The sequence below is a fragment of the Pseudomonas sp. 1912-s genome, from assembly GCF_029269205.1.
In the GTDB taxonomy this organism is placed as follows: domain Bacteria; phylum Pseudomonadota; class Gammaproteobacteria; order Pseudomonadales; family Pseudomonadaceae; genus Aquipseudomonas.
Genome location: NZ_JARIXR010000038.1, coordinates 30718 through 47970, shown reverse-complemented (window position 1 = coordinate 47970; position 17253 = coordinate 30718). Strand labels below are relative to the sequence as shown.

Sequence of the window (17253 nt, the reverse complement as noted above, 5' to 3'; positions counted from 1 at the left end):
CTCGGGAAATACGCAGCCGGTTGTCATACGCGTCGCTGATCGACGTCAGCACACCGTCGCGGAAGTGATAGAAAAGGGAGGTTTGAGCCAGTACCCACTCATCAGGCAAAGCGCCCAGATAAATCGCCGCTTCCGCCAGGCTATTGGTGATGGCTGGCCGCGTAGCAGAGGGCAGGGGAAACGTAGTGCTGCGGTTTTCGTGATCGGTCCAGATCACCGACTCGCCGCTAACCACCAACCGCTGAGCCAGCGAATGACTCCAGCCAAACCCCAACCCGCAATCCACTTCCACCGCACTGCTGCGATACAACCGCGTCCAGGCAAAGGGCAACACCCCATCCAACGAGCCGTCGGTGAGGGTCAGCAGTTCCTCACCGGTGACCATCGACACCGGGCAGCCATTGGTTGCGGTCTTGTCTGCGGGAGCGGCTGCATCGCCACCAGGGTTCTTGGCAGAGGCGGGCACATCATCCACAAGCTCCTGCTTCACCAGCGCCGTGCGCGCCGTCTTCGGCTCCCGCACCATCGGTGCCGGATTCGAAACCTGATCTGGACCCACCTTCAACGGCACCGCCGCCGCCTTGACCGGCACCGCATGACGCTGAAGCGCTACCGGCTTAAGCACCTCGGCATGCCCATCCATCCGGGCCGTGCCGCCCAGCGTGGCCATCTGTTCCAGCCATTCCCGTGCCCGCTCGGACTTGACCTTGCCCAGCACCTGCGCACCCAGCCGCTCCGCCACACCCATACCGCCGGTGGCCCATAGCAACAACAGGTTGAGCAGCACCTCGGTGGTGATTTCCCCCAGCAACTCAAACAGGTAATGCGGCGGCAGCATGCGCATCCAACTGACCATTGCGGACAGGTAGATAAACAGCAGCGGTTCATCGCTCAGAATCAGCAGTCCTTTGGCAATCGCCTCATGACTGAGCTTCAGCAGCGCTCCAAGCTCGGCCTGGGAGAGGTACTGCAGCAGCTTTTCGCTGTTGGGCTTTATGTCTGCCAACCATTGGTACAGTTGCGCAATACCGTCCCAAAGACCGTAAAGCACGTTGCCAAACCCTTGCGCATAGGACATTTGCAGCGAGGTGTACCGATCGACATAACCGGCCTTGGCATAGCTCTCCCATATCGGCTTGAACGTGCTCGTCCACTCGCCGCGCAGGCGACCTTCCAGCGAGCTGATCTCGGACTGATAGGAGGTATACAGTGCCTTGATGTGGTCCCTGGACACGTCGGGATAAAAGCTGACCCGGTACTGCCGGTCGACGGTGCACTCGGTGACTTCAAGGATGCCGCTGGGGCCGATGGTTTTATGGAGGGGGGCGCCGAGCGGACCACCGTCTTGCGCGATTTCCTGGAGCATGACCGGCGTATTGCCGATGGGCACGAACCGTGTGCTCTGGAACATGTGCACCAGGGTCAACGGTGAGTTGGCCTTGCAGGTCGCGACGGTGCTGCTGGGGTAAAGAGAACGGGTGATGGGCGCGACCAGCGACACCTCATCGCCGACCTTGAACACCTGCTCGACATCCAGTGCCGAAAAACTCCAGAAGCTCTCGGCCCACGCGTCGTAGGTGTTCAGGCAGTGTGTGAAGTCGTTGAGAACCGCATTGACGTCGCGCGTCTTCGGGTCCATCGCCGCCACGACGAAAAAGCCAATGGCGGGAATCAAGAGGCAGCCCCACTGGGCAGAGCAGTAATCGAAAAAAGCATCGGCGTTCCCTCGCGCTGTGTGATCAGGCGAGGGACTTTGCAGCGGTTCTCAAGGCGGGGGAGTAGAGGTTATCTGGCCGTTTAGTAGGACGTTTCGTTAAACCTCCGGCAAGGTCGAACCGCCATCCACCACCAATGTCTGCCCGGTGATGTAGCCCGCCAGGTCCGACGCCAGAAACAGCATCGCCCCGGCGATATCTCCCGGCGCACCCAGCCGTCCCAGCGGCACCCGGCTGGCGATCTGTGCGTTCACCTGGTCATCCCCCAGATTGCCCATGGCCGGCGTGGCGATCATGCCCGGCTCCACGCCATTGACCCGCACATTCAGCCCGGCCAGTTCCAGCGCGGCATTGCGGATGAACCCGTTGACCCCGGCCTTCGACGCCGCATAGTGACTCAACCCCGCAAATGCGACCCTCGGCCCGGTGACTGAGGACGTGACCAGCACGCAGCCCCGGCCCTGGCGACGAAACATCGGCAGCGCCGCCTGGGTCAGCCAGAACAACGCCGATAAATTGACCGCCAGGGTGCGCTCGAGTATCGCTGGGGTGATGTCGGCAAACGGCGTCAGCGGAAAATACCCGGCGTTATGCACCAGAATATCCAGCCGCCCCCAGCGTTGTTCCACCTCTTCAACCAGCCCGAATACCACAGCGGCATCTGCCAGATCTACCGCCACCGCTTCCACCTCGCAACCGCGCTCGCACAGATCACAGGCCAGCGCTTCGGCCAGTTGCAGGTCGGCGACCATCACTCGCGCACCTCGCAGGGCAAACGCCTCGACGATGGCCCGCCCAATGCCCTGGGCGCCGCCGGTTACCAGGACGCTGCGACCGCTGAAATCCAGGTCTTCATCCATGACTCGCCTCCATATGCGCATACGCCAGCGTCGGCACATCGACGATGCTTGAACCGCCATCCGCCACGAGCGTTGCCCCGGTAATGATCGACGCCTCGCTGGAGGCCAGGAAGCGGCACACCCTGGCGATTTCCTCGGCGCTGGCCGGGCGGCGCAAGGGTACGTCGGCGCATACCCGGTCATAGGCGTGTTGCAGCGTCTCGCCATGAAAGTCCATCAACGGCTGCATCTCCTCATCCGCCATCGGCGTGCGCACCCAGCCCGGGCACACGGCGTTCACCCGCACGCCACGCGGGCCGTAATCCCGGGCCAGTGAGCGATTGAGCCCGAGCAAGGCATGCTTGGCCGTGGTGTAGCCGCACACTTCAGGCCCGGCGGCCAGGGAGGCAATCGAACCCATCAGCACAATATTCCCGGCACTTTCCAGCAGCAGCGGCAAACACGCCCGGGCACTGTAGAAGGCACTGTCGAGGTTGCTGCGCAGCGCCGCTTCCCAGGTCTGCGGGCTGGTGTCGGTGGCGCTGCCAACGCCATGCCCGCCCGCGCAGGCCAGCAGCACATCGATCCGCCCATAGCGTTGGCGAATCTGCGTGACGAAACCCTCCCACGTCTGCGGGCAGGCCGCATCCCCCACCAGCACGAGGCCGCCGGTGTCCCGGGCAACCTGCTCCAGCGGTTCGCGACGACGGCCGATCAGTACCAATTGCGCACCGTCGGCGGCGTACAGCCGGGCGCAGGCGGCACCGATGCCCGTGCCGGCACCGGTAATCACAACGGTGCGCGGCTCAGTCATCAGGATGCTCCGTGCGGTTGAGCACCTGGCAGTAGGAGCTGATGGGAAAGTTCGACAATTCATCGAAAGAGGCGTCGGCATAACCAAAGATCTTGCCGTCGCTGCGGTGCTGCTGCAGGTCGATCAGCACCAGGCCGAGGGTGGGGATGATTTTTTCGCGCCACACGAACAGGTACAGCTGGTCGGAGATCTTGTAGTAATCGCAGCGGTCGGTGTCGCACAGGCCTTGCTCCACACCCTTGAGGCATTGCCAGGCGTAGAACTGGTGGTTGAGGTAGATGTGCTCGTAGACCTCGCTCGGGCTGTAGCGGTACTGGTTGCGCAGGCCGGTGAGTTCGGTGGTAGGGGCGTGTGGGCATTGGCCGGCTTGCCAGGGGCGGTCGAGGCTGCCGTGGAGGAACTCCACTTCCACCGAGGTCAGCGGCTTGCCGGCGAGGGCGCGGCTGTAGAGGCCTTCGCGGGTTTGTTCCTGGGTGGGCATGCGCCCGAGCACGGCGGTGAACGAGGCGCTGGCGGTGTCGAGCACCAGGCTGACCGACCAGGCTTGCGCGCCTTCGCGCTTGATGAAGTCCACCAGGTACAGGCCGGGACGCACCGAGGTCGCGCGGTAGGTTGCGCTGCCGCTGGAGTGGCCGTCGGCCGCGACCCAGGCGAGGCTGTCGCGCTCGAAACGGTGCTCGATCTGCCAGCCATTGGCGAAGTACAGCGTGAAGGTCTTGCCGCTCAGGTCGGCCAGGTTCGGCAGGATAAAGGCCTCGGGGGCGAAGCCGTCGGCCAGGGCGCCCACGGTGATCCAGTCAGAAGGGGTGGTCATTGCGATGCTCCGGTTGGGTGGGTGAACACCACGGATCATCGCGCCCGGCAGCAGGCCCGACCATCAACCGGATGGTTGAGGCCGGCTACAGAAACAGGCTGCCCACCAGCTCCGTACGGCTGCTGACGCCGGTCTTGCGAAACAGGTTGATCAGGTGGGTCTTGATGGTCGGCAGGCCGACTTCAAGCTCCCGGGCCAGCTGTTTGTTGCTGGCGCCCTGGCGGAGTAAAAGAGCGATCTGGCGCTCCTTGGGTGTCAGCCCGGCCAGTGCATCCTCAGCGGGCTGCATGTTGGCGACGGCCAGTTGCAGCAAGGTTTGAAGGGCATTCAGTTGGGTCAGTTGCTCGCCGGTGAACGTGCCCTGGTCGGCGGTGCGCAGCAGCGAGATCGCCGCCTGGGGCTGGCCGTCGCGCTGGGCGAAAATTTCCACCACATCGACCACGCCGTATCGCCGCAGAAAATCCCCATACCGTCGGGTATCCCGCGCGGGCTGGCGGGCCATGGCAAGGCCCAGCGGCACCACTGCGAGTCCACTGGACAAGCAGTTGCGCGGTTGAAGTGGATCGAACTGGCGGTAGTTGTCGAGGTAGTCGCGGTGCATCTCGCCGCTCATGCCGTGCAGCTGGAAATCCCGCGCTTGCAGGTGGCGGTCGACACAATAGAACGCGGCCTGGCTGACCGGAATCAATCGGGTAAAAGCCTGCAGGCACTGGCCGGCGACTTCGTGGGCGGGGAGGGTGTGCATGGGGGCTCCTGCGCCAAAGGGCTGCCGACGGGGGCCGGCAGCCGGGGCTGTCACACCACGGCGAAGTAGTGTTTGACGAAACTTTCGCTGACCACTTCCCACAGTACGGGCGTGCCCTTGGTCACGAACCAGCTGTCACCGGCCTTGTAGCGGGTGCTCTGGCCGGTGGACTCGTCGGTGAGTACCACCTCGCCGGTGACCACGGTGGCCTGTTCGGCAAACGGGTAGACCATGCGGAACTTGCCCTGGGTGGTGCCGAAATAGGCGCTGCTGACCGCGTCGGTCGGGGCGCCGAAGGTCATTTTGCCGAAGGCCCGGACTTCACCTTCGAGGATGGTTGAACCGAGGTCGGCGACGGTGCCCCAGGCGTCGAGTTCCGACAGCTGGATGTCTTTCTTGAGGGTGACGAGGGTCATGGCAGTTGCTCCTGATGAGAAAAAATTAGCGGCGGCCGTTCCAGTAACCGGAAAGCTGGTGCCAGGACTTGCCGGCGGTGAGCAGCAGCGGGCGGATCGTGTCTTTGCCGATGATGGTCGGGCGATGGATCGAGCTGACCAGGTCATACCGCGCCGAGCCTTCGCTCATGCCCTCGGCCAGCACCTTGCAGATGATGTGGCTCGGGGTCACGCCGAAGCCTGAATAGCCCTGCACATAAAACGCGTTGCTGCGCCCGGGCAGGGTGCCGATCTGCGGGAACAGGTTCGGGCTGCAGGCCATCGGGCCGCCCCAGGCCAAGTCGATTTTCACGTCCTTGAGGTACGGGAAAATCTTCAGCATCAAGTTGCGGTTCCAGGCTTTCAAATCGCCGGGAATGTGCTCCACCAAAGGCGTGGCGGCACCGAACAGCAGGCGGTTTTCGTTGGTGACACGGTAGTAGTCGATCACCGGGCGAATATCGCTGTAGGCCCCGCGAATCGGGCTGATACGGTTGATCAGCTCTTCAGACAATGGCTCGGTCATCATCTGGAACGCATAGGTGTTGATGGTCGACCGGTGCAGTTCCGGTTCCAGCTTGTTGAGGAAACTGTCGCAGGCCCACAGCAGTTTGCTGGCCTTGACCGAACCGCGCCCTGTGCGCACGGTGATGCGTTCGCCGTAGCTGACTTCCAGCGCCGGGCTGTTCTCGAAAATCCGCACGCCGTAGCCGGCCAGGGCCTTGGCTTCGCCCAATAGCAGGTTCAACGAGTGCACATGCCCGCCGCCCATGTGCAGCAGGGCGCTGCTGTAGGCGTCGGAGCCGATGATCTGCTTCACGTCGGAGCCGCCGAGGAAGCGGATTTCATGTTGGGTGTTGATGGACTTGAAGTCTTTTTCCCAGGCGCGCAGGGTTTTTTCCTGGCGGGCGTTGAAGCCCATGTAGCCGTAGCCGTGGCAGAAGTCGGCATCGATGTCGTACTTGGCGATGCGGTTCTTGATGATGTCGGCGCCCAGGTCGCTGATCTCAAAGATCTGGCGCAGGCCGTCTTCACCCACGTCCTGCTTGATCTTCTCCAGGTCGTGACCGATGCCGGCCATGATCTGCCCACCGTTGCGCCCGGTGCCGCCAAAACCCAGGTAACGCGCTTCCAGCACGACGATGTTGGTGATGCCTTTTTCGGCGAGTTCCAGGGCGGTGTTGATCCCGGAAAAGCCGCCCCCGATGATCACCACGTCGGCTTCCACGTCCTGTTCCAGGGTCGGGAAGCTGAGGTTGTATTTTTTGGTCGCCGTGTAATAGGTCGGCGTTTCGATATTGATCATTGCGCTGCCTGACAGTGAAGAGCTAATGAGTGTATTAAGGGCGCTGGCACGCTGGATGTCTTGATTCTGTGTGCCGCGGGTTTTGATCCTGCGCGCCAGAGCCCTCGCCGGCTTCACAAGTTATAGCGTGAGGCGGGGAGGAGAGTGTTAGAGTTTCGTTAAAACATTAACTAAATCTATCGTGACCCTGAGCCTATGTTGAAACCCAGACAATCCCTGACCTTGACCCTGTTGCAGGCCCGTGAAGCGGCCATGAGTTTTTTTCGGCCTTCGCTGAATGAGCATGGGCTGACCGAGCAGCAATGGAGGGTCATCCGAATTCTCAGCCAGCATGACGAGCTGGAGATTTATCAATTGGCCGAACTGGCGTGCATTCTCAAACCGAGCATGACCGGCGTGCTGGTGCGCATGGAGGCGGCGGGGATGGTGCACCGGCGCAAGGCCGAGCAGGATCAGCGGCGGGTGCTGGTGACGCTGGCGGAGAAGGGCAAGGCCAGTTTCGAGTCGATGAGCCAGTGCATGGAAGAGAATTACCAGCGCTTGCAGGGGCAGTTTGGGGAGGAGAAGTTGCAGGTGTTGCTGGGGTTGCTGGATGAGTTGAAGACCATCAAGCGTTGAATCACGGTAGATGAGTAACAGGTGATCAAAATGTGGGAGCTGGCTTGCCTGCGATGCAGGCGCCTCGATCCTTCAGGTACACCGAGGTGATGCTATCGCAGGCAAGCCAGCTCCCACAGTTGATCTCTGTTGTTTGACGGGGTTAGTACACTCCGCCGGTAATGGCCGGTGCTGCGGTGTCTTTGAACTTCGCAGCCAGCCCCTGCAACCCGCGCATCAACACCGTCGTATCCACACCCACCGCCACAAACGCCGCCCCCAGTTCGATATACCGCCGCGCCAGCTTCTCATCCGCACTCAAGATCCCTGCCGCCTTGCCGGCTTTTTGAATCCGGACGATGGCGTCTTCAATCGCCGCCTGCACCTCGGGATGCCCGGGATTGCCTCGATGCCCCATGGCCGCACTCAAATCCGCCGGCCCGATAAATACCCCGTCGACGCCTTCAACCGCCGCAATCGCGTCCAGATTCTCCAGGCCTTCACGGTTCTCGATCTGCACCAGCAGGCACATCTGCGCATCGGCCTCGTCCAGGTAACCGGGAATGCTGTTCCAGCGCGACGCCCGCGCCAGCGCACTGCCCACGCCGCGTATGCCCTGGGGCGGATAACGCATCGCCCGCACCAGCTGCCGGGCCTGATCAGCCGTCTCCACCATCGGCACCAACAGCGTCTGCACACCAATATCCAGCACCTGCTTGATCAACGCGGTATCGCCGATCACCGGGCGAATCACCGGCTGGCTGTCGTACGGCGCTACGGCCTGCAACTGGCCGAGCATGCCGCGCAGGTCATTCGGTGCGTGCTCGCCGTCGATCAGCAGCCAGTCGAACCCGGCATTCGCCGCCAGCTCGGCGCAGTAGGCGTCGGCCAGGCCGAGCCACAGGCCGATCTGGGTTTCGCCACGTTGCAGGCGCTGCTTGAAGCGGTTGATGGGCATGTCCATGAAACAGTCCTCCAGGGTCAGACAAAGCGGCAGGAGATGGAGCCCAGCATGTCGTAGTCGACATGGAAGGTGTCACCCGGGTTCGCCGCCACCGGGCGGGTAAAAGAGCCGCCGAGGATGATCTGGCCAGGTTGCAAGGTGACGTCGTAGGGCGCCAGTTTGTTCGCCAGCCAGGCCACGCCCTTGGCCGGGTGGTTGAGCACGGCGGCCGACACCCCGGACTCCTCGATCACCCCGTTGCGGTACAACACGGCGGGCACCTTGCGCAGGTCGATCTCGGTCGGGCGCACGGCGCGGCCGCCCATCACCACGCCGGCGTTGGCGGCGTTGTCGGAAATGGTGTCGAACACCTTGCGGGTGGCGTTGGTGTGCGGGTCGATCTGCTGGATGCGGGCGTCGATGATTTCCAGCGCCGGGATCACCCATTCAGTGGCATCGAGCACGTCGAAAATCGTGCAGTTCGGGCCCTTCAGCGGCTTGCCGAGGATGAACGCCAGTTCCACTTCCACCCGTGGGACGATGAAGCGCTCGAACGGAATGTCGGTGCCTTCATCGAAGAACATGTCATCGAGCAGCGCGCCGTAATCCGGCTCGGTGATGTTCGACGACACCTGCATGGCCCGGGAGGTCAGGCCGATCTTGTGCCCGACCAGCTTGCGCCCGTCCTTGATTTTCTGTGCCACCCAGGCGCGCTGGATGGCATAGGCGTCGTCGATAGTGATGTTGGGGTGGTCCAGGGAAAACTGGCGCACCTGCTCACGGGAGCGCTCGGCCTGGTCGAGGCGGGCGGCGGCTTGCTGGATTTGGGCTTGATCAAGCATGACAAACTCTCTACTGGGGATTGACGATGGCCGCATGGGTGCGCAGCACCAGCAGGCCGCCGAGGGCGATAAGCAGCGCCAGCACATACAGGGCCAGGCTCGCGCTTTGGGTGGTGTCGCGCATCCAGCCGATCAGGTACGGAGCGAGGAACGACGCGATGCTGCCGAACGAGCTGATCAGCGCGATACCGGCCGCCTGGGTGCTGTTGGACAGGAACGCCGGTGGCAGTTGCCAGAACATCGGCAGCGCGGCACTGGCGCCCATACCGGCCAGGATCAGGCCGCCGAGCACCAGGGTCGGGTTGGTGGGCGAAAGCCCGGCGACGGCGATACCGATGGCCGACATCAACAGCGGTACGCACAGGTGCCAGCGGCGCTCGCGGTTGCGGTCCGATGAGCGCCCGCAGCCGATCATGAAGAAGCACCCGGCCAGATACGGTACGGCACTCAGCAGGCCCACCTGGCTGTCGCGGCCGATGCCGGCGCCGTGGATCAGGGTGGGCATCCAGAACGCCAGGGTGTTCACCGCCAGCATCACCGCGAAGTACACCGCCACCAGCAGCCACACCTGCGGGTCACGCAGGATGCCGCCAAAGGAGGTGATGGATTTGCGTTGTTCTTCAGTGCTCAGTTGCTCGCGCAGTTGTTGCTTTTGCGCGGGCGCCAGCCACTTCACGGTTTCGAAGCTGTCGGGCAGGTATTTCAGGACGACCAAGCCGAGCAGTACCACCGGCGCGCCTTCGATCAGGAACATCCACTGCCAGCCGCGCAGCCCGCCGAAATCATGGAAGTTCTCCAGGATTGCACCGGACAACGGGCCGCCGACCACACCGGCCATGGGCACTGCAATCGCAAACAGCGCGGTGACCTGGGCCCGGCGTCGGGCCGGGTACCAGCGGTTGAGAAACACCAGGATTCCCGGGAAGAAACCGGCCTCGGCGACCCCCAGCAAAAAGCGCAGCACGTAGAAACCGGTGGAGCTTTCGATCCACAGCATGCTGGTGGACAGCACGCCCCAGACCACCATCAGGCAGGCGATCCAGCGCCGTGGGCCGACCCGGTCCAGGGCCATGTTGCTCGGCACGCCGAACAGCGCGTAGGCGATGAAAAACAGGCCGGCCCCGAGGCCGTACACCGTGTCGCTGAAGTGCAGGTCGGTACTCATCTGCATCTTGGCGAAGCCGATGTTGATCCGGTCCAGGTGGGCAAACAGGTAACAGATCAGCAGCAACGGCATCAGTCGCCAGGTGACGATGCTGTGGGTGCGCTGATGTTCGATCAGGGTGGTGCTGTCGGCGGTATTGGCTGTGCTCATGATGTTGTTCTTTTTGGTTTGAGTGCCATGGGCGGAAAGCGGGCTGTGCTCAGCCCGCCTGGTTCTTCAGGAATGCGTGCACGTTGTTCTGCTTGAAATTCAGCTCGGGGTGCAGCTCGATCATCTCGAACGACAACGCCAGCAGCCGTTGGGACTGCAGCTCGGCGAAGTGCTCGGTGATGACCTTGAACAGGGTTTCGGCGACACTCTTGCGGGTTTCCAGGTCCCGTCCGTGGCCGACCTTGAGGGTCATGTGGACGAAGGCGTAGTCATGCTTGCCGTCGGCCATGCGCCAGGTGTCCAGGCGCACCTCGCGACTGCGAATGCCTCCCAGGGGAAACACGCCGCTGGCCCCCAGCACGGCGTGAACCTGTTCGAACAGGGCCGGCAGGTTGGCTTGCTGTTCGAGGTTGTCGGTGTATTCGGCAATGAAGTGCGGCATGTGCGTCTCCTCTAAGGGTGAGGTGCAGCGAGTTTCTTGTGGGCGCTGGCTTGCCTGCGATGGCATCAACTCGGTGAGACAGTTACACCGAGGTGCCTGCATCGCAGGCAAGCCAGCTCCCACATTGATCCTCACCAAGGCTCATAATGGGAAAACGGCATTGATCTGCCCGGTGCCCGAGCTGCCGAATGGCGGGGTGATGATCTCGGCCGGCTGGTTGTAGTCCGGCCCGCCCAGCAGTCCCAGGAGCATCGCGGTGTCGTGCATCTTGCCTTCGCCGAAGCAGTGCTCGGCGTAGTCCGGCAGCATCGCGCAGAACTCCTTGAAGCGGCCTTGCTTCCACATTTCCACCACGTGCAGGTCCATCTGCTTGTCGAATTCACGGGTCCAGTTGTGGATGTTGGCTTCGGCTTCGCGGTCGTCCGAGAAGCGGTGGGAGAGGGAGCCCGAAGCCAGTACCAGGACTTTGCGGTCGCTCTTCTCGATGGCCCGGCGCACGGCGGCACCAAACGCGAAGCTGTCTTCCAGGCGGTGCCAGGCGCACCACGCGGCAATCGAAATCACGTCGAACTTCTGCGCGTCCGGTACGCCCATGTGCATGTAGCGCATCGGTACCAGGGTGCCGTATTCCAGTTCCAGGCTCGGGATGTTGTGGGCCATGGTGCGCACGCCGGCCAGGTTGGCCTCGGCGGCGATCAACTCGCCCAGTTCCGGGCAGCCCGGGTATTCGTACTCCATGTTCTTGATGAAGTGCGGCAGTTCGTTGCTGGTGTAGGTGCCCTTGAAGTGCTCGCCGCAGTTGACGTGATACCCGCTGTTGACCAGCCAGTGCACGTCGAACACCACGGCGGTGTCGGCCCCCAGTTCACGGGCGCGCCGCCCGATTTCCTTGTGCCCGGCGATGGCTGCTTCACGGCAACCGTGGTGCTTGCCGGGCAGTTCCGACAGGTACATCGAGGGAACGTGGCAGATCTTTGCTGCCAGGACGACTTCGCCCATGATGATTCTCCTGAATAATTGTTTTTGTCTTGGAAGCGTGTTGTCAAAGATCAAATGTGGGAGCTGTCGAGCCCCGGCGAGGCTGCGATGGGATCACCGCGCTGTCTCCGGCAGACCGCAGTGCTTGCATCGCAGCCTCGCCAAAGCTCGACAGCTCCCACAGGGATCACTCAAACACCCCAGCGCGGGATGTGGTGACTGCCCATGGAAATGCACACGTTCTTGATCTCGGCGAACACTTCGAAGCTGTACTGGCCGCCTTCACGGCCGGTGCCGGAACCTTTTACCCCACCGAACGGCTGGCGCAAGTCCCGCACGTTCTGGCTGTTGATGAACACCATGCCGGCTTCGATGCCGTAGGCCAGACGATGCGCCTTGCCGATGTCCTGGGTCCAGATGTACGACGCCAGGCCGTACTCGGTGTCGTTGGCCAGTTGCAGCGCCTCGGCTTCGTCCTTGAACGGGATCAGGCACACCACCGGGCCGAAGATCTCTTCCTGGGCGATGCGCATCTTGTTGTTCACATCGGCAAACACCGTCGGCTGGATAAACTGCCCGCGGCTCAAGTGCGCCGGCAGGTTGGCCGGGCGCTCCAGGCCGCCGGCCAGCAGGGTGGCGCCTTCTTCGAGGCCAATCTTGATGTAGCCGGTGACCTTGTCATAGTGGGCCTGGGTGATCATCGAGCCGACCTGGGTTTTCGGGTCTTGCGGGTCGCCAACGATCAGGCGCTTGGCGCGGGCCGCAAACTCGGCGACGAACTGCGGGTAGACGCTCTCCTGAATGAAGATCCGGCTGCCGGCGGTGCAGCGTTCGCCGTTCAGCGAGAAGATGGTGAACAATGCCGCGTCGAGGGCGCGCTCCAGGTCGGCATCTTCAAAAATCAGCACCGGCGACTTGCCGCCCAGTTCCATCGAATACTTTTTCAGCCCGGCGGTCTGCATGATTTTCTTGCCGGTGGCGGTGCCGCCGGTGAAGGAAATCGCCCGTACATCCGGGTGGCGCACCAGCGCATCACCGGCCGTGGCGCCGTAGCCCTGGATCACGTTCAGCACACCCTTGGGAATGCCGGCCTCGACCGCCAGGCGCCCCAGTTCATTGGCCGTCAGCGGCGACAGCTCGGACATTTTCAAAACGGCGGTATTACCCAGCGCCAGGCACGGCGCGGTCTTCCAGGTGGCGGTCATGAACGGCACGTTCCACGGCGACACCAACGCGCACACACCCACCGGCTGGTACAGGGTGTAGTTGAGCATCTGGTCGTCCACCGGGTAGCTGTGGCCGTCCATGCGGGTGCAGACTTCGGCGAAGAAATCGAAGTTGTGGGACGCCCGGGGAATCAACACGTTTTTGGTCTGGTGGATTGGCAGGCCGGTGTCGAGGGTTTCCAGTTCGGCCAGGTGCGGCACGTTCTGTTCGATCAGTTCACCGAGCTTGCGCATCAGGCGGGCACGTTCCTTGGCCGGTGTTCCCGCCCATTTCGGAAAGGCTTCCTTGGCCGCCGCTACCGCCTGCGCCACTTCTTCGGCACCGCCGCTGGCGACTTCACCGATGGCTTCGCCGGTGGCCGGGTTGTAGTTGATGAAGGTGTCTTTGCTTTCGACCTCACGGCCGTTGATCCAGTGTTTGATCATGTTGCTCATGCCTCTTGACCGGCGGCGAAAAAGTCCGCCTCGCTGACAATTCGATTGACCAGGCGACCGACGCCTTCCACTTCCACGACCACTTCATCCCCCGGCACCACATCGGCCAGGCCTTCGGGCGTGCCGGTGGCGATCATGTCGCCGGGTTGCAGGGTCATGAAGCTGGACAGGTATTCGATCAAATACGGGATGTCGAAGATCATGTCTTTCGTGCTGCCTTCCTGGCGCAGTTCACCGTTGATCCAGGTGCGCAGCTTCAGGTTGCTCGGGTCCGGCACGTCGGCGACATCCACGATCCACGGGCCTACCGGCGTGGTGGCGTCACGGTTTTTTACCCGCAGGTTGGGGCGGTAGTAGTTTTCCAGGTAGTCGCGGATCGCGTAGTCGTTGCACACCGTGTAGCCGGCCAGATACTCCAGGGCGTTCTCGCGTTTGACGTTGCGTGCCGGCTTGCCGATGACCGCCACCAGTTCGCACTCGTAGTGCATGTAGGCGACGTTGTCCGGGCGCCAGGTCACCTGGTTGTGGCCGGTGTAGGTGCCGGGGGACTTGATGAAGGCCAGCGGTTCGGTGGGCGGCTTGAAGGCCAGTTCGGCGGCGTGGTCGGCGTAGTTCAGGCCGAGGGCGAACATGCTGCCGGTGGCCGGTGGCAGCCACTCGACCTGGTCTTCGGCCAGCAGGCGACCGTCGGCCAGGCGCACGGCGTTTTCAGCTTCGACCAGAACCTGGTGGGCTTCACCTTCAAAGCGAATACGGGCGTGTTTCATGACAGCTCCTCTGCCTTGATGTGGTTGACCAGGCGGCCCAGGCCGCTGATCTCGACTTCAACCGTGTCGCCGGGTTGCACATCCACCCGGCCTTCGGGCGTGCCGGTGATCAGCACATCGCCTTCGTGCAGGGTCATGAACTCGCTGATCTCGGCGATCAACTGCGGGATGCTGCGCACGAAATTGGCGGTGGAGTTTTGCTGGCGCAGTTCACCGTTGACGAACAGCTTCACGCTCAATTGGTGCGGGTTGGCGACCTGGTCACGGGCCATCAACTCCGGGCCCACTGCGCAGAAACCGTCCCGGCATTTGGCCTTCACCGCCGGGCGGTAGTAGCTGTCTTCCGGCAGGCTGAACTCGTTGACGATGGTGTAGCCCGCCACATGTTCCAGGGCGTTTTCGACGCTGACCCGGCTGGCGCTCTTGCCAATCACCACCCCGAGGGCCGGGCCTGGTTGCAGCCGTTCACCCTGAGGGTGCAGCACCACGCCGTCGTGGTGGTTGCGGGTGTTGGGCGTCTTGATGAACAGCACCGGCTTGACCGGTGGTTTCTGGTAAGGCGCTTGTTCGAATTCGGCGAGACGTTGGTTCAGCAACCCCTGGTAGTTCAGCGCAACGCCGAACAGGGTGCCGTTCGCAACATCGTGCAGGGCACGGCTCATGCTTTTCTCCTGGCAGTGGCGGGGCAGATTGGGGTCTGCTTCGCGGGATATTCGTTAACCTGTTAACGTTATAATTAAGATGTTAACTATCGTCAAGCGTGGCAATATTTCAGGGCAGTCAAAACAACAAAGAGAATGCAGCGATGAGCGATCGTCAGCCGATCCCCAACATCAACATCGGGCAGGTCTACGACCAGCGTTACAGCGATGCCGAGGTGCACTACGACAGGCTCGGCAACCTGGCGGGATTTTTTGGTCGCAACATGCCGGTGCACCGCCACGACCGGTTTTTCCAGGTGCATTACGTCAAGACGGGCGCAGTGCGGGTCTATCTGGATGACCAGCAGTACCTTGAATCCGGGCCGATGTTTTTCCTCACACCGCCGACGGTGGCACATTCCTTCGTCACCGAAGCCGATGCCGACGGCCATGTGCTGACGGTGCGCCAGCAACTGGTGTGGGCCTTGATCGACGCCGACCCCAGCCTGGCCCCCGGCGCGCAATTGCCGGCCGCCTGTGTGGCGCTGGCGCGACTGGCACCGGAGTTTCATCCCGAGGTGCGCCGCCTGGAGTTCCTCTTCGACGAGCTGTGCAGCGAGATCAACGCCCAGGCCTGCGGGCGTGGTTCGGCGCTGGACAGCCTGACTCGCCTGATCATGATCAGCCTGCTGCGCCTCTGCGCCAATTCCCTGGAAGCCCGTCCGGCCCGCCATGAAGACCTGCGGATCTTCCATCGCTTCAACGAACTGATCGAAGACCACTACCTGCAACACTGGCCGCTGTCGCGCTACGCCGACGGTGTGGGCGTCACCGAGGCGCGCCTCAACGAGGTGTGCCGGCGGATTGCCGACCTGCCGTCGAAACGCCTGATCCTTGAACGGCTGATGCAGGAAGCCCGGCGCCTGCTGCTGTTTACCGGCAGTTCGGCGAATGAAATCTGCTACCAGCTTGGGTTCAAGGACCCGGCGTATTTCAGCCGGTTCTTCCAGCGCTACGCGCAGATGACGCCGGGGGAATACCGCCAGCGTCAGTCGGGGTTGCGTTGAGGCGCCCGGCGTTACCACAGGGCCACGGTGTAGCCGATGATCACCCGGCTTTCGTCGATGTCGCTGGTCAGGCCGTTGCTTGAGCGCAGGGTGGCGTTGCGCAGCCGTACGTTGACGTTCTTCAGCGGGCCGCTTTGCACGGTGTAGACCAGGTCGGTATCACGCTCCCATTCCCGGCCGTTGCGCACCGTGGCGGTTTGCGCGTGGCTGCCGTCGACATAGCGGGTCATGAAGGTCAGGCCCGGCAGGCCGAGGGCGGCGAAGTTGTAGTCGTAACGTGCCTGCCACGCATCGGTGTTGGCCTTGGTGAAGATATTGATGGTCACCAGGTTGACCGAATACGGGTCTTGGCCCGGGAAAGCGAAGTCGCCGTCGCCGGAAAGGTTCTGGAAGCCCAGGCCGAATTTGTGCGCGCCCACCGACAGGCTGAACATGCCGTTGAAAAACCGGTTGTCGATCCGCCCGCCGTCCACCCGGGTAGGGCTGCGCAGCAGGGCGCTGCCTTGCTCGCGAGTATCGAAGTAGCGCAGGTCGGTGCGCAGGTTCACGCCCTCGGCCAGCGGCAGGTCATGCACCAGGCCGATAAAGTTCTGGCGGTAGATGTCCTGCATCTGCGCGTAGTAATAGGTCGCCGCCAGGTGCGGGTTGATCGCGTAGGTGCCGCCGGCCAGGTCCAGGTGGCTGCTGTTGACGCCGCCGTAGCTCATGGACTCGTTGTTGGAGGAGTCCCGCAGGTTCTGTTTTTCCAGGCGGCCGACGTTTAACGTCAGGCCGTCGATGTCCTGGGAGGTCACCAGCTCGCCGTTGTAGGTCGACGGCAGCAGCCGGGTGTCGTTGTAGGCGGCCACCGGCAATATCGGTTGCAGGGTGCCGAGCTTGAGCACGGTCTTCGACAGGCGCAACTTGGCGGTCAGGCCGAGTTCGCTGTAGCTGTCGGCCGGCTCGCCGCTGGCGCCGGATGGCAGCAGCCCGGTGCCCCGGCGGTCGCGGCTGGAGTCGAGCTTCAGGCCCATTTCACCCAGGGCGTCCACGCCAAAACCGACCACGCCCTCGGTGTAGCCCGACTCCAGGCGCAGCACAAACCCCTGGGCCCACTCATCGGCCTTGTTCTGCGGCGCGTTGGTCTGGCGAAAGTCGCGGTTCATGTAGAAATTGCGCAGATCCAGGCTGGCTTTGCTGTCCTGGATAAAATCGGCGTGGGCGACCAGAGGGGTAAACGCGGCGCACAGGCCAGCGCTTGCCGCCGTGCGAAAGAGGCACGAATGCATGAGGGGCGTTCCTTTTGTTGTTTTTGTTGGTAGAGCCCGCCACCGGGGCAGGGGCGGGCATATTG

General features: G+C 62.7%; 18 protein-coding genes. 2 read left to right on the top strand and 16 right to left on the bottom strand.

Features of this window, described 5'->3' with window-relative positions; genetic code table 11:
• From P3C29_RS29355 to P3C29_RS29325, 7 genes are all read right to left on the bottom strand, one after another.
• A partial coding sequence (locus tag P3C29_RS29355; RefSeq protein WP_275966095.1) for a DUF6531 domain-containing protein occupies positions 1-1639 on the bottom strand: 1639 nt, incomplete at its 3' end.
• Positions 1640-1813: 174 nt separating this feature from the next.
• A complete protein-coding gene (locus P3C29_RS29350) occupies positions 1814-2575 on the bottom strand; it encodes an SDR family oxidoreductase (RefSeq protein WP_275966093.1) in 762 nt (253 codons plus the stop codon).
• Positions 2568-3368, bottom strand: coding sequence for an SDR family oxidoreductase (locus P3C29_RS29345; RefSeq protein WP_201122877.1), 801 nt, complete (start codon positions 3366-3368; stop codon positions 2568-2570). The genes P3C29_RS29350 and P3C29_RS29345 overlap by 8 nt, the downstream gene beginning before the upstream one ends.
• Positions 3361-4182 carry a molybdenum cofactor biosynthesis F family protein gene (locus P3C29_RS29340; RefSeq protein ID WP_201122880.1) on the bottom strand — a complete coding sequence of 274 codons (822 nt, stop codon included), beginning with the start codon at positions 4180-4182 and terminating at the stop codon, positions 3361-3363. Before P3C29_RS29340 ends, P3C29_RS29345 begins: the two co-directional genes overlap by 8 nt.
• An 85-nt stretch (positions 4183-4267) precedes the next feature.
• Complete coding sequence (locus P3C29_RS29335; protein ID WP_275966092.1) at positions 4268-4927, bottom strand: helix-turn-helix transcriptional regulator; 660 nt, start codon at positions 4925-4927, stop codon at positions 4268-4270.
• 50 nt (positions 4928-4977) lie between these two features.
• A complete protein-coding gene (locus P3C29_RS29330) occupies positions 4978-5343 on the bottom strand; it encodes a cupin domain-containing protein (RefSeq protein ID WP_201122884.1) in 366 nt (121 codons plus the stop codon).
• A 25-nt stretch (positions 5344-5368) separates the two neighbouring features.
• Positions 5369-6667, bottom strand: a complete 1299-nt coding sequence (locus P3C29_RS29325) for an FAD-binding oxidoreductase (protein ID WP_275966091.1) — start codon at positions 6665-6667, stop codon at positions 5369-5371.
• Positions 6668-6862: 195 nt separating this feature from the next.
• On the opposite strand from P3C29_RS29325, the gene hpaR reads away from it, so the two are divergent.
• Complete coding sequence (gene hpaR, locus P3C29_RS29320; RefSeq protein ID WP_010175444.1) at positions 6863-7285, top strand: homoprotocatechuate degradation operon regulator HpaR; 423 nt, start codon at positions 6863-6865, stop codon at positions 7283-7285.
• A gap of 142 nt (positions 7286-7427) precedes the next feature.
• Here the strand turns inward: hpaR and hpaI are convergent, their stop codons facing one another.
• The 8 genes from hpaI to P3C29_RS29280 all read right to left on the bottom strand — a co-directional run bounded on the left by hpaI (position 7428) and on the right by P3C29_RS29280 (position 14874).
• The gene (hpaI, locus tag P3C29_RS29315) at positions 7428-8228 is read right to left on the bottom strand and encodes a 4-hydroxy-2-oxoheptanedioate aldolase (RefSeq protein ID WP_275966090.1); all 801 of its coding nucleotides are present in this window, start codon (positions 8226-8228) and stop codon (positions 7428-7430) included.
• A 17-nt stretch (positions 8229-8245) separates the two neighbouring features.
• Positions 8246-9049, bottom strand: coding sequence for a 2-oxo-hept-4-ene-1,7-dioate hydratase (gene hpaH / locus P3C29_RS29310; protein ID WP_201122899.1), 804 nt, complete (start codon positions 9047-9049; stop codon positions 8246-8248).
• Between the two features lie 10 nt (positions 9050-9059).
• A complete protein-coding gene (locus tag P3C29_RS29305; protein ID WP_169387704.1) occupies positions 9060-10364 on the bottom strand; it encodes an MFS transporter in 1305 nt (434 codons plus the stop codon).
• Between the two features lie 49 nt (positions 10365-10413).
• Positions 10414-10806: a 5-carboxymethyl-2-hydroxymuconate isomerase gene (locus P3C29_RS29300; RefSeq protein ID WP_275966089.1), complete on the bottom strand. Its 393-nt coding sequence runs from the start codon at positions 10804-10806 to the stop codon at positions 10414-10416.
• A gap of 141 nt (positions 10807-10947) precedes the next feature.
• A complete protein-coding gene (gene hpaD / locus P3C29_RS29295; RefSeq protein ID WP_169387705.1) occupies positions 10948-11805 on the bottom strand; it encodes a 3,4-dihydroxyphenylacetate 2,3-dioxygenase in 858 nt (285 codons plus the stop codon).
• Between the two features lie 170 nt (positions 11806-11975).
• Positions 11976-13436: a 5-carboxymethyl-2-hydroxymuconate semialdehyde dehydrogenase gene (hpaE, locus tag P3C29_RS29290; RefSeq protein WP_154973868.1), complete on the bottom strand. Its 1461-nt coding sequence runs from the start codon at positions 13434-13436 to the stop codon at positions 11976-11978.
• Positions 13437-13441: 5 nt separating this feature from the next.
• Positions 13442-14212: a fumarylacetoacetate hydrolase family protein gene (locus tag P3C29_RS29285; protein ID WP_010175437.1), complete on the bottom strand. Its 771-nt coding sequence runs from the start codon at positions 14210-14212 to the stop codon at positions 13442-13444.
• Complete coding sequence (locus P3C29_RS29280) at positions 14209-14874, bottom strand: fumarylacetoacetate hydrolase family protein (RefSeq protein WP_169387706.1); 666 nt, start codon at positions 14872-14874, stop codon at positions 14209-14211. The genes P3C29_RS29285 and P3C29_RS29280 overlap by 4 nt, the downstream gene beginning before the upstream one ends.
• Before the next feature lie 143 nt (positions 14875-15017).
• On the opposite strand from P3C29_RS29280, the gene hpaA reads away from it, so the two are divergent.
• The gene (gene hpaA, locus P3C29_RS29275) at positions 15018-15920 is read left to right on the top strand and encodes a 4-hydroxyphenylacetate catabolism regulatory protein HpaA (protein WP_010175434.1); all 903 of its coding nucleotides are present in this window, start codon (positions 15018-15020) and stop codon (positions 15918-15920) included.
• 11 nt (positions 15921-15931) lie between these two features.
• On the opposite strand, the gene P3C29_RS29270 is transcribed toward hpaA, so the two are convergent.
• Positions 15932-17188 carry an OprD family porin gene (locus P3C29_RS29270; RefSeq protein WP_010175431.1) on the bottom strand — a complete coding sequence of 419 codons (1257 nt, stop codon included), beginning with the start codon at positions 17186-17188 and terminating at the stop codon, positions 15932-15934.
• Positions 17189-17253 lie beyond the last annotated feature (65 nt).

What these genes read in the sequence shown, in the direction of transcription:
- P3C29_RS29350 (WP_275966093.1), bottom strand. Translation starts at nt 2,575, where the DNA reads ATGGATGAAGACCTGGATTTCAGCGGTCGCAGCGTCCTGGTAACCGGC.
- P3C29_RS29345 (WP_201122877.1), bottom strand. Translation starts at nt 3,368, where the DNA reads ATGACTGAGCCGCGCACCGTTGTGATTACCGGTGCCGGCACGGGCATC.
- P3C29_RS29340 (WP_201122880.1), bottom strand. Translation starts at nt 4,182, where the DNA reads ATGACCACCCCTTCTGACTGGATCACCGTGGGCGCCCTGGCCGACGGC.
- P3C29_RS29335 (WP_275966092.1), bottom strand. Translation starts at nt 4,927, where the DNA reads ATGCACACCCTCCCCGCCCACGAAGTCGCCGGCCAGTGCCTGCAGGCT.
- P3C29_RS29330 (WP_201122884.1), bottom strand. Translation starts at nt 5,343, where the DNA reads ATGACCCTCGTCACCCTCAAGAAAGACATCCAGCTGTCGGAACTCGAC.
- P3C29_RS29325 (WP_275966091.1), bottom strand. Translation starts at nt 6,667, where the DNA reads ATGATCAATATCGAAACGCCGACCTATTACACGGCGACCAAAAAATAC.
- hpaR (WP_010175444.1), top strand. Translation starts at nt 6,863, where the DNA reads ATGTTGAAACCCAGACAATCCCTGACCTTGACCCTGTTGCAGGCCCGT.
- hpaI (WP_275966090.1), bottom strand. Translation starts at nt 8,228, where the DNA reads ATGGACATGCCCATCAACCGCTTCAAGCAGCGCCTGCAACGTGGCGAA.
- hpaH (WP_201122899.1), bottom strand. Translation starts at nt 9,049, where the DNA reads ATGCTTGATCAAGCCCAAATCCAGCAAGCCGCCGCCCGCCTCGACCAG.
- P3C29_RS29305 (WP_169387704.1), bottom strand. Translation starts at nt 10,364, where the DNA reads ATGAGCACAGCCAATACCGCCGACAGCACCACCCTGATCGAACATCAG.
- P3C29_RS29300 (WP_275966089.1), bottom strand. Translation starts at nt 10,806, where the DNA reads ATGCCGCACTTCATTGCCGAATACACCGACAACCTCGAACAGCAAGCC.
- hpaD (WP_169387705.1), bottom strand. Translation starts at nt 11,805, where the DNA reads ATGGGCGAAGTCGTCCTGGCAGCAAAGATCTGCCACGTTCCCTCGATG.
- hpaE (WP_154973868.1), bottom strand. Translation starts at nt 13,436, where the DNA reads ATGATCAAACACTGGATCAACGGCCGTGAGGTCGAAAGCAAAGACACC.
- P3C29_RS29285 (WP_010175437.1), bottom strand. Translation starts at nt 14,212, where the DNA reads ATGAAACACGCCCGTATTCGCTTTGAAGGTGAAGCCCACCAGGTTCTG.
- P3C29_RS29280 (WP_169387706.1), bottom strand. Translation starts at nt 14,874, where the DNA reads ATGAGCCGTGCCCTGCACGATGTTGCGAACGGCACCCTGTTCGGCGTT.
- hpaA (WP_010175434.1), top strand. Translation starts at nt 15,018, where the DNA reads ATGAGCGATCGTCAGCCGATCCCCAACATCAACATCGGGCAGGTCTAC.
- P3C29_RS29270 (WP_010175431.1), bottom strand. Translation starts at nt 17,188, where the DNA reads ATGCATTCGTGCCTCTTTCGCACGGCGGCAAGCGCTGGCCTGTGCGCC.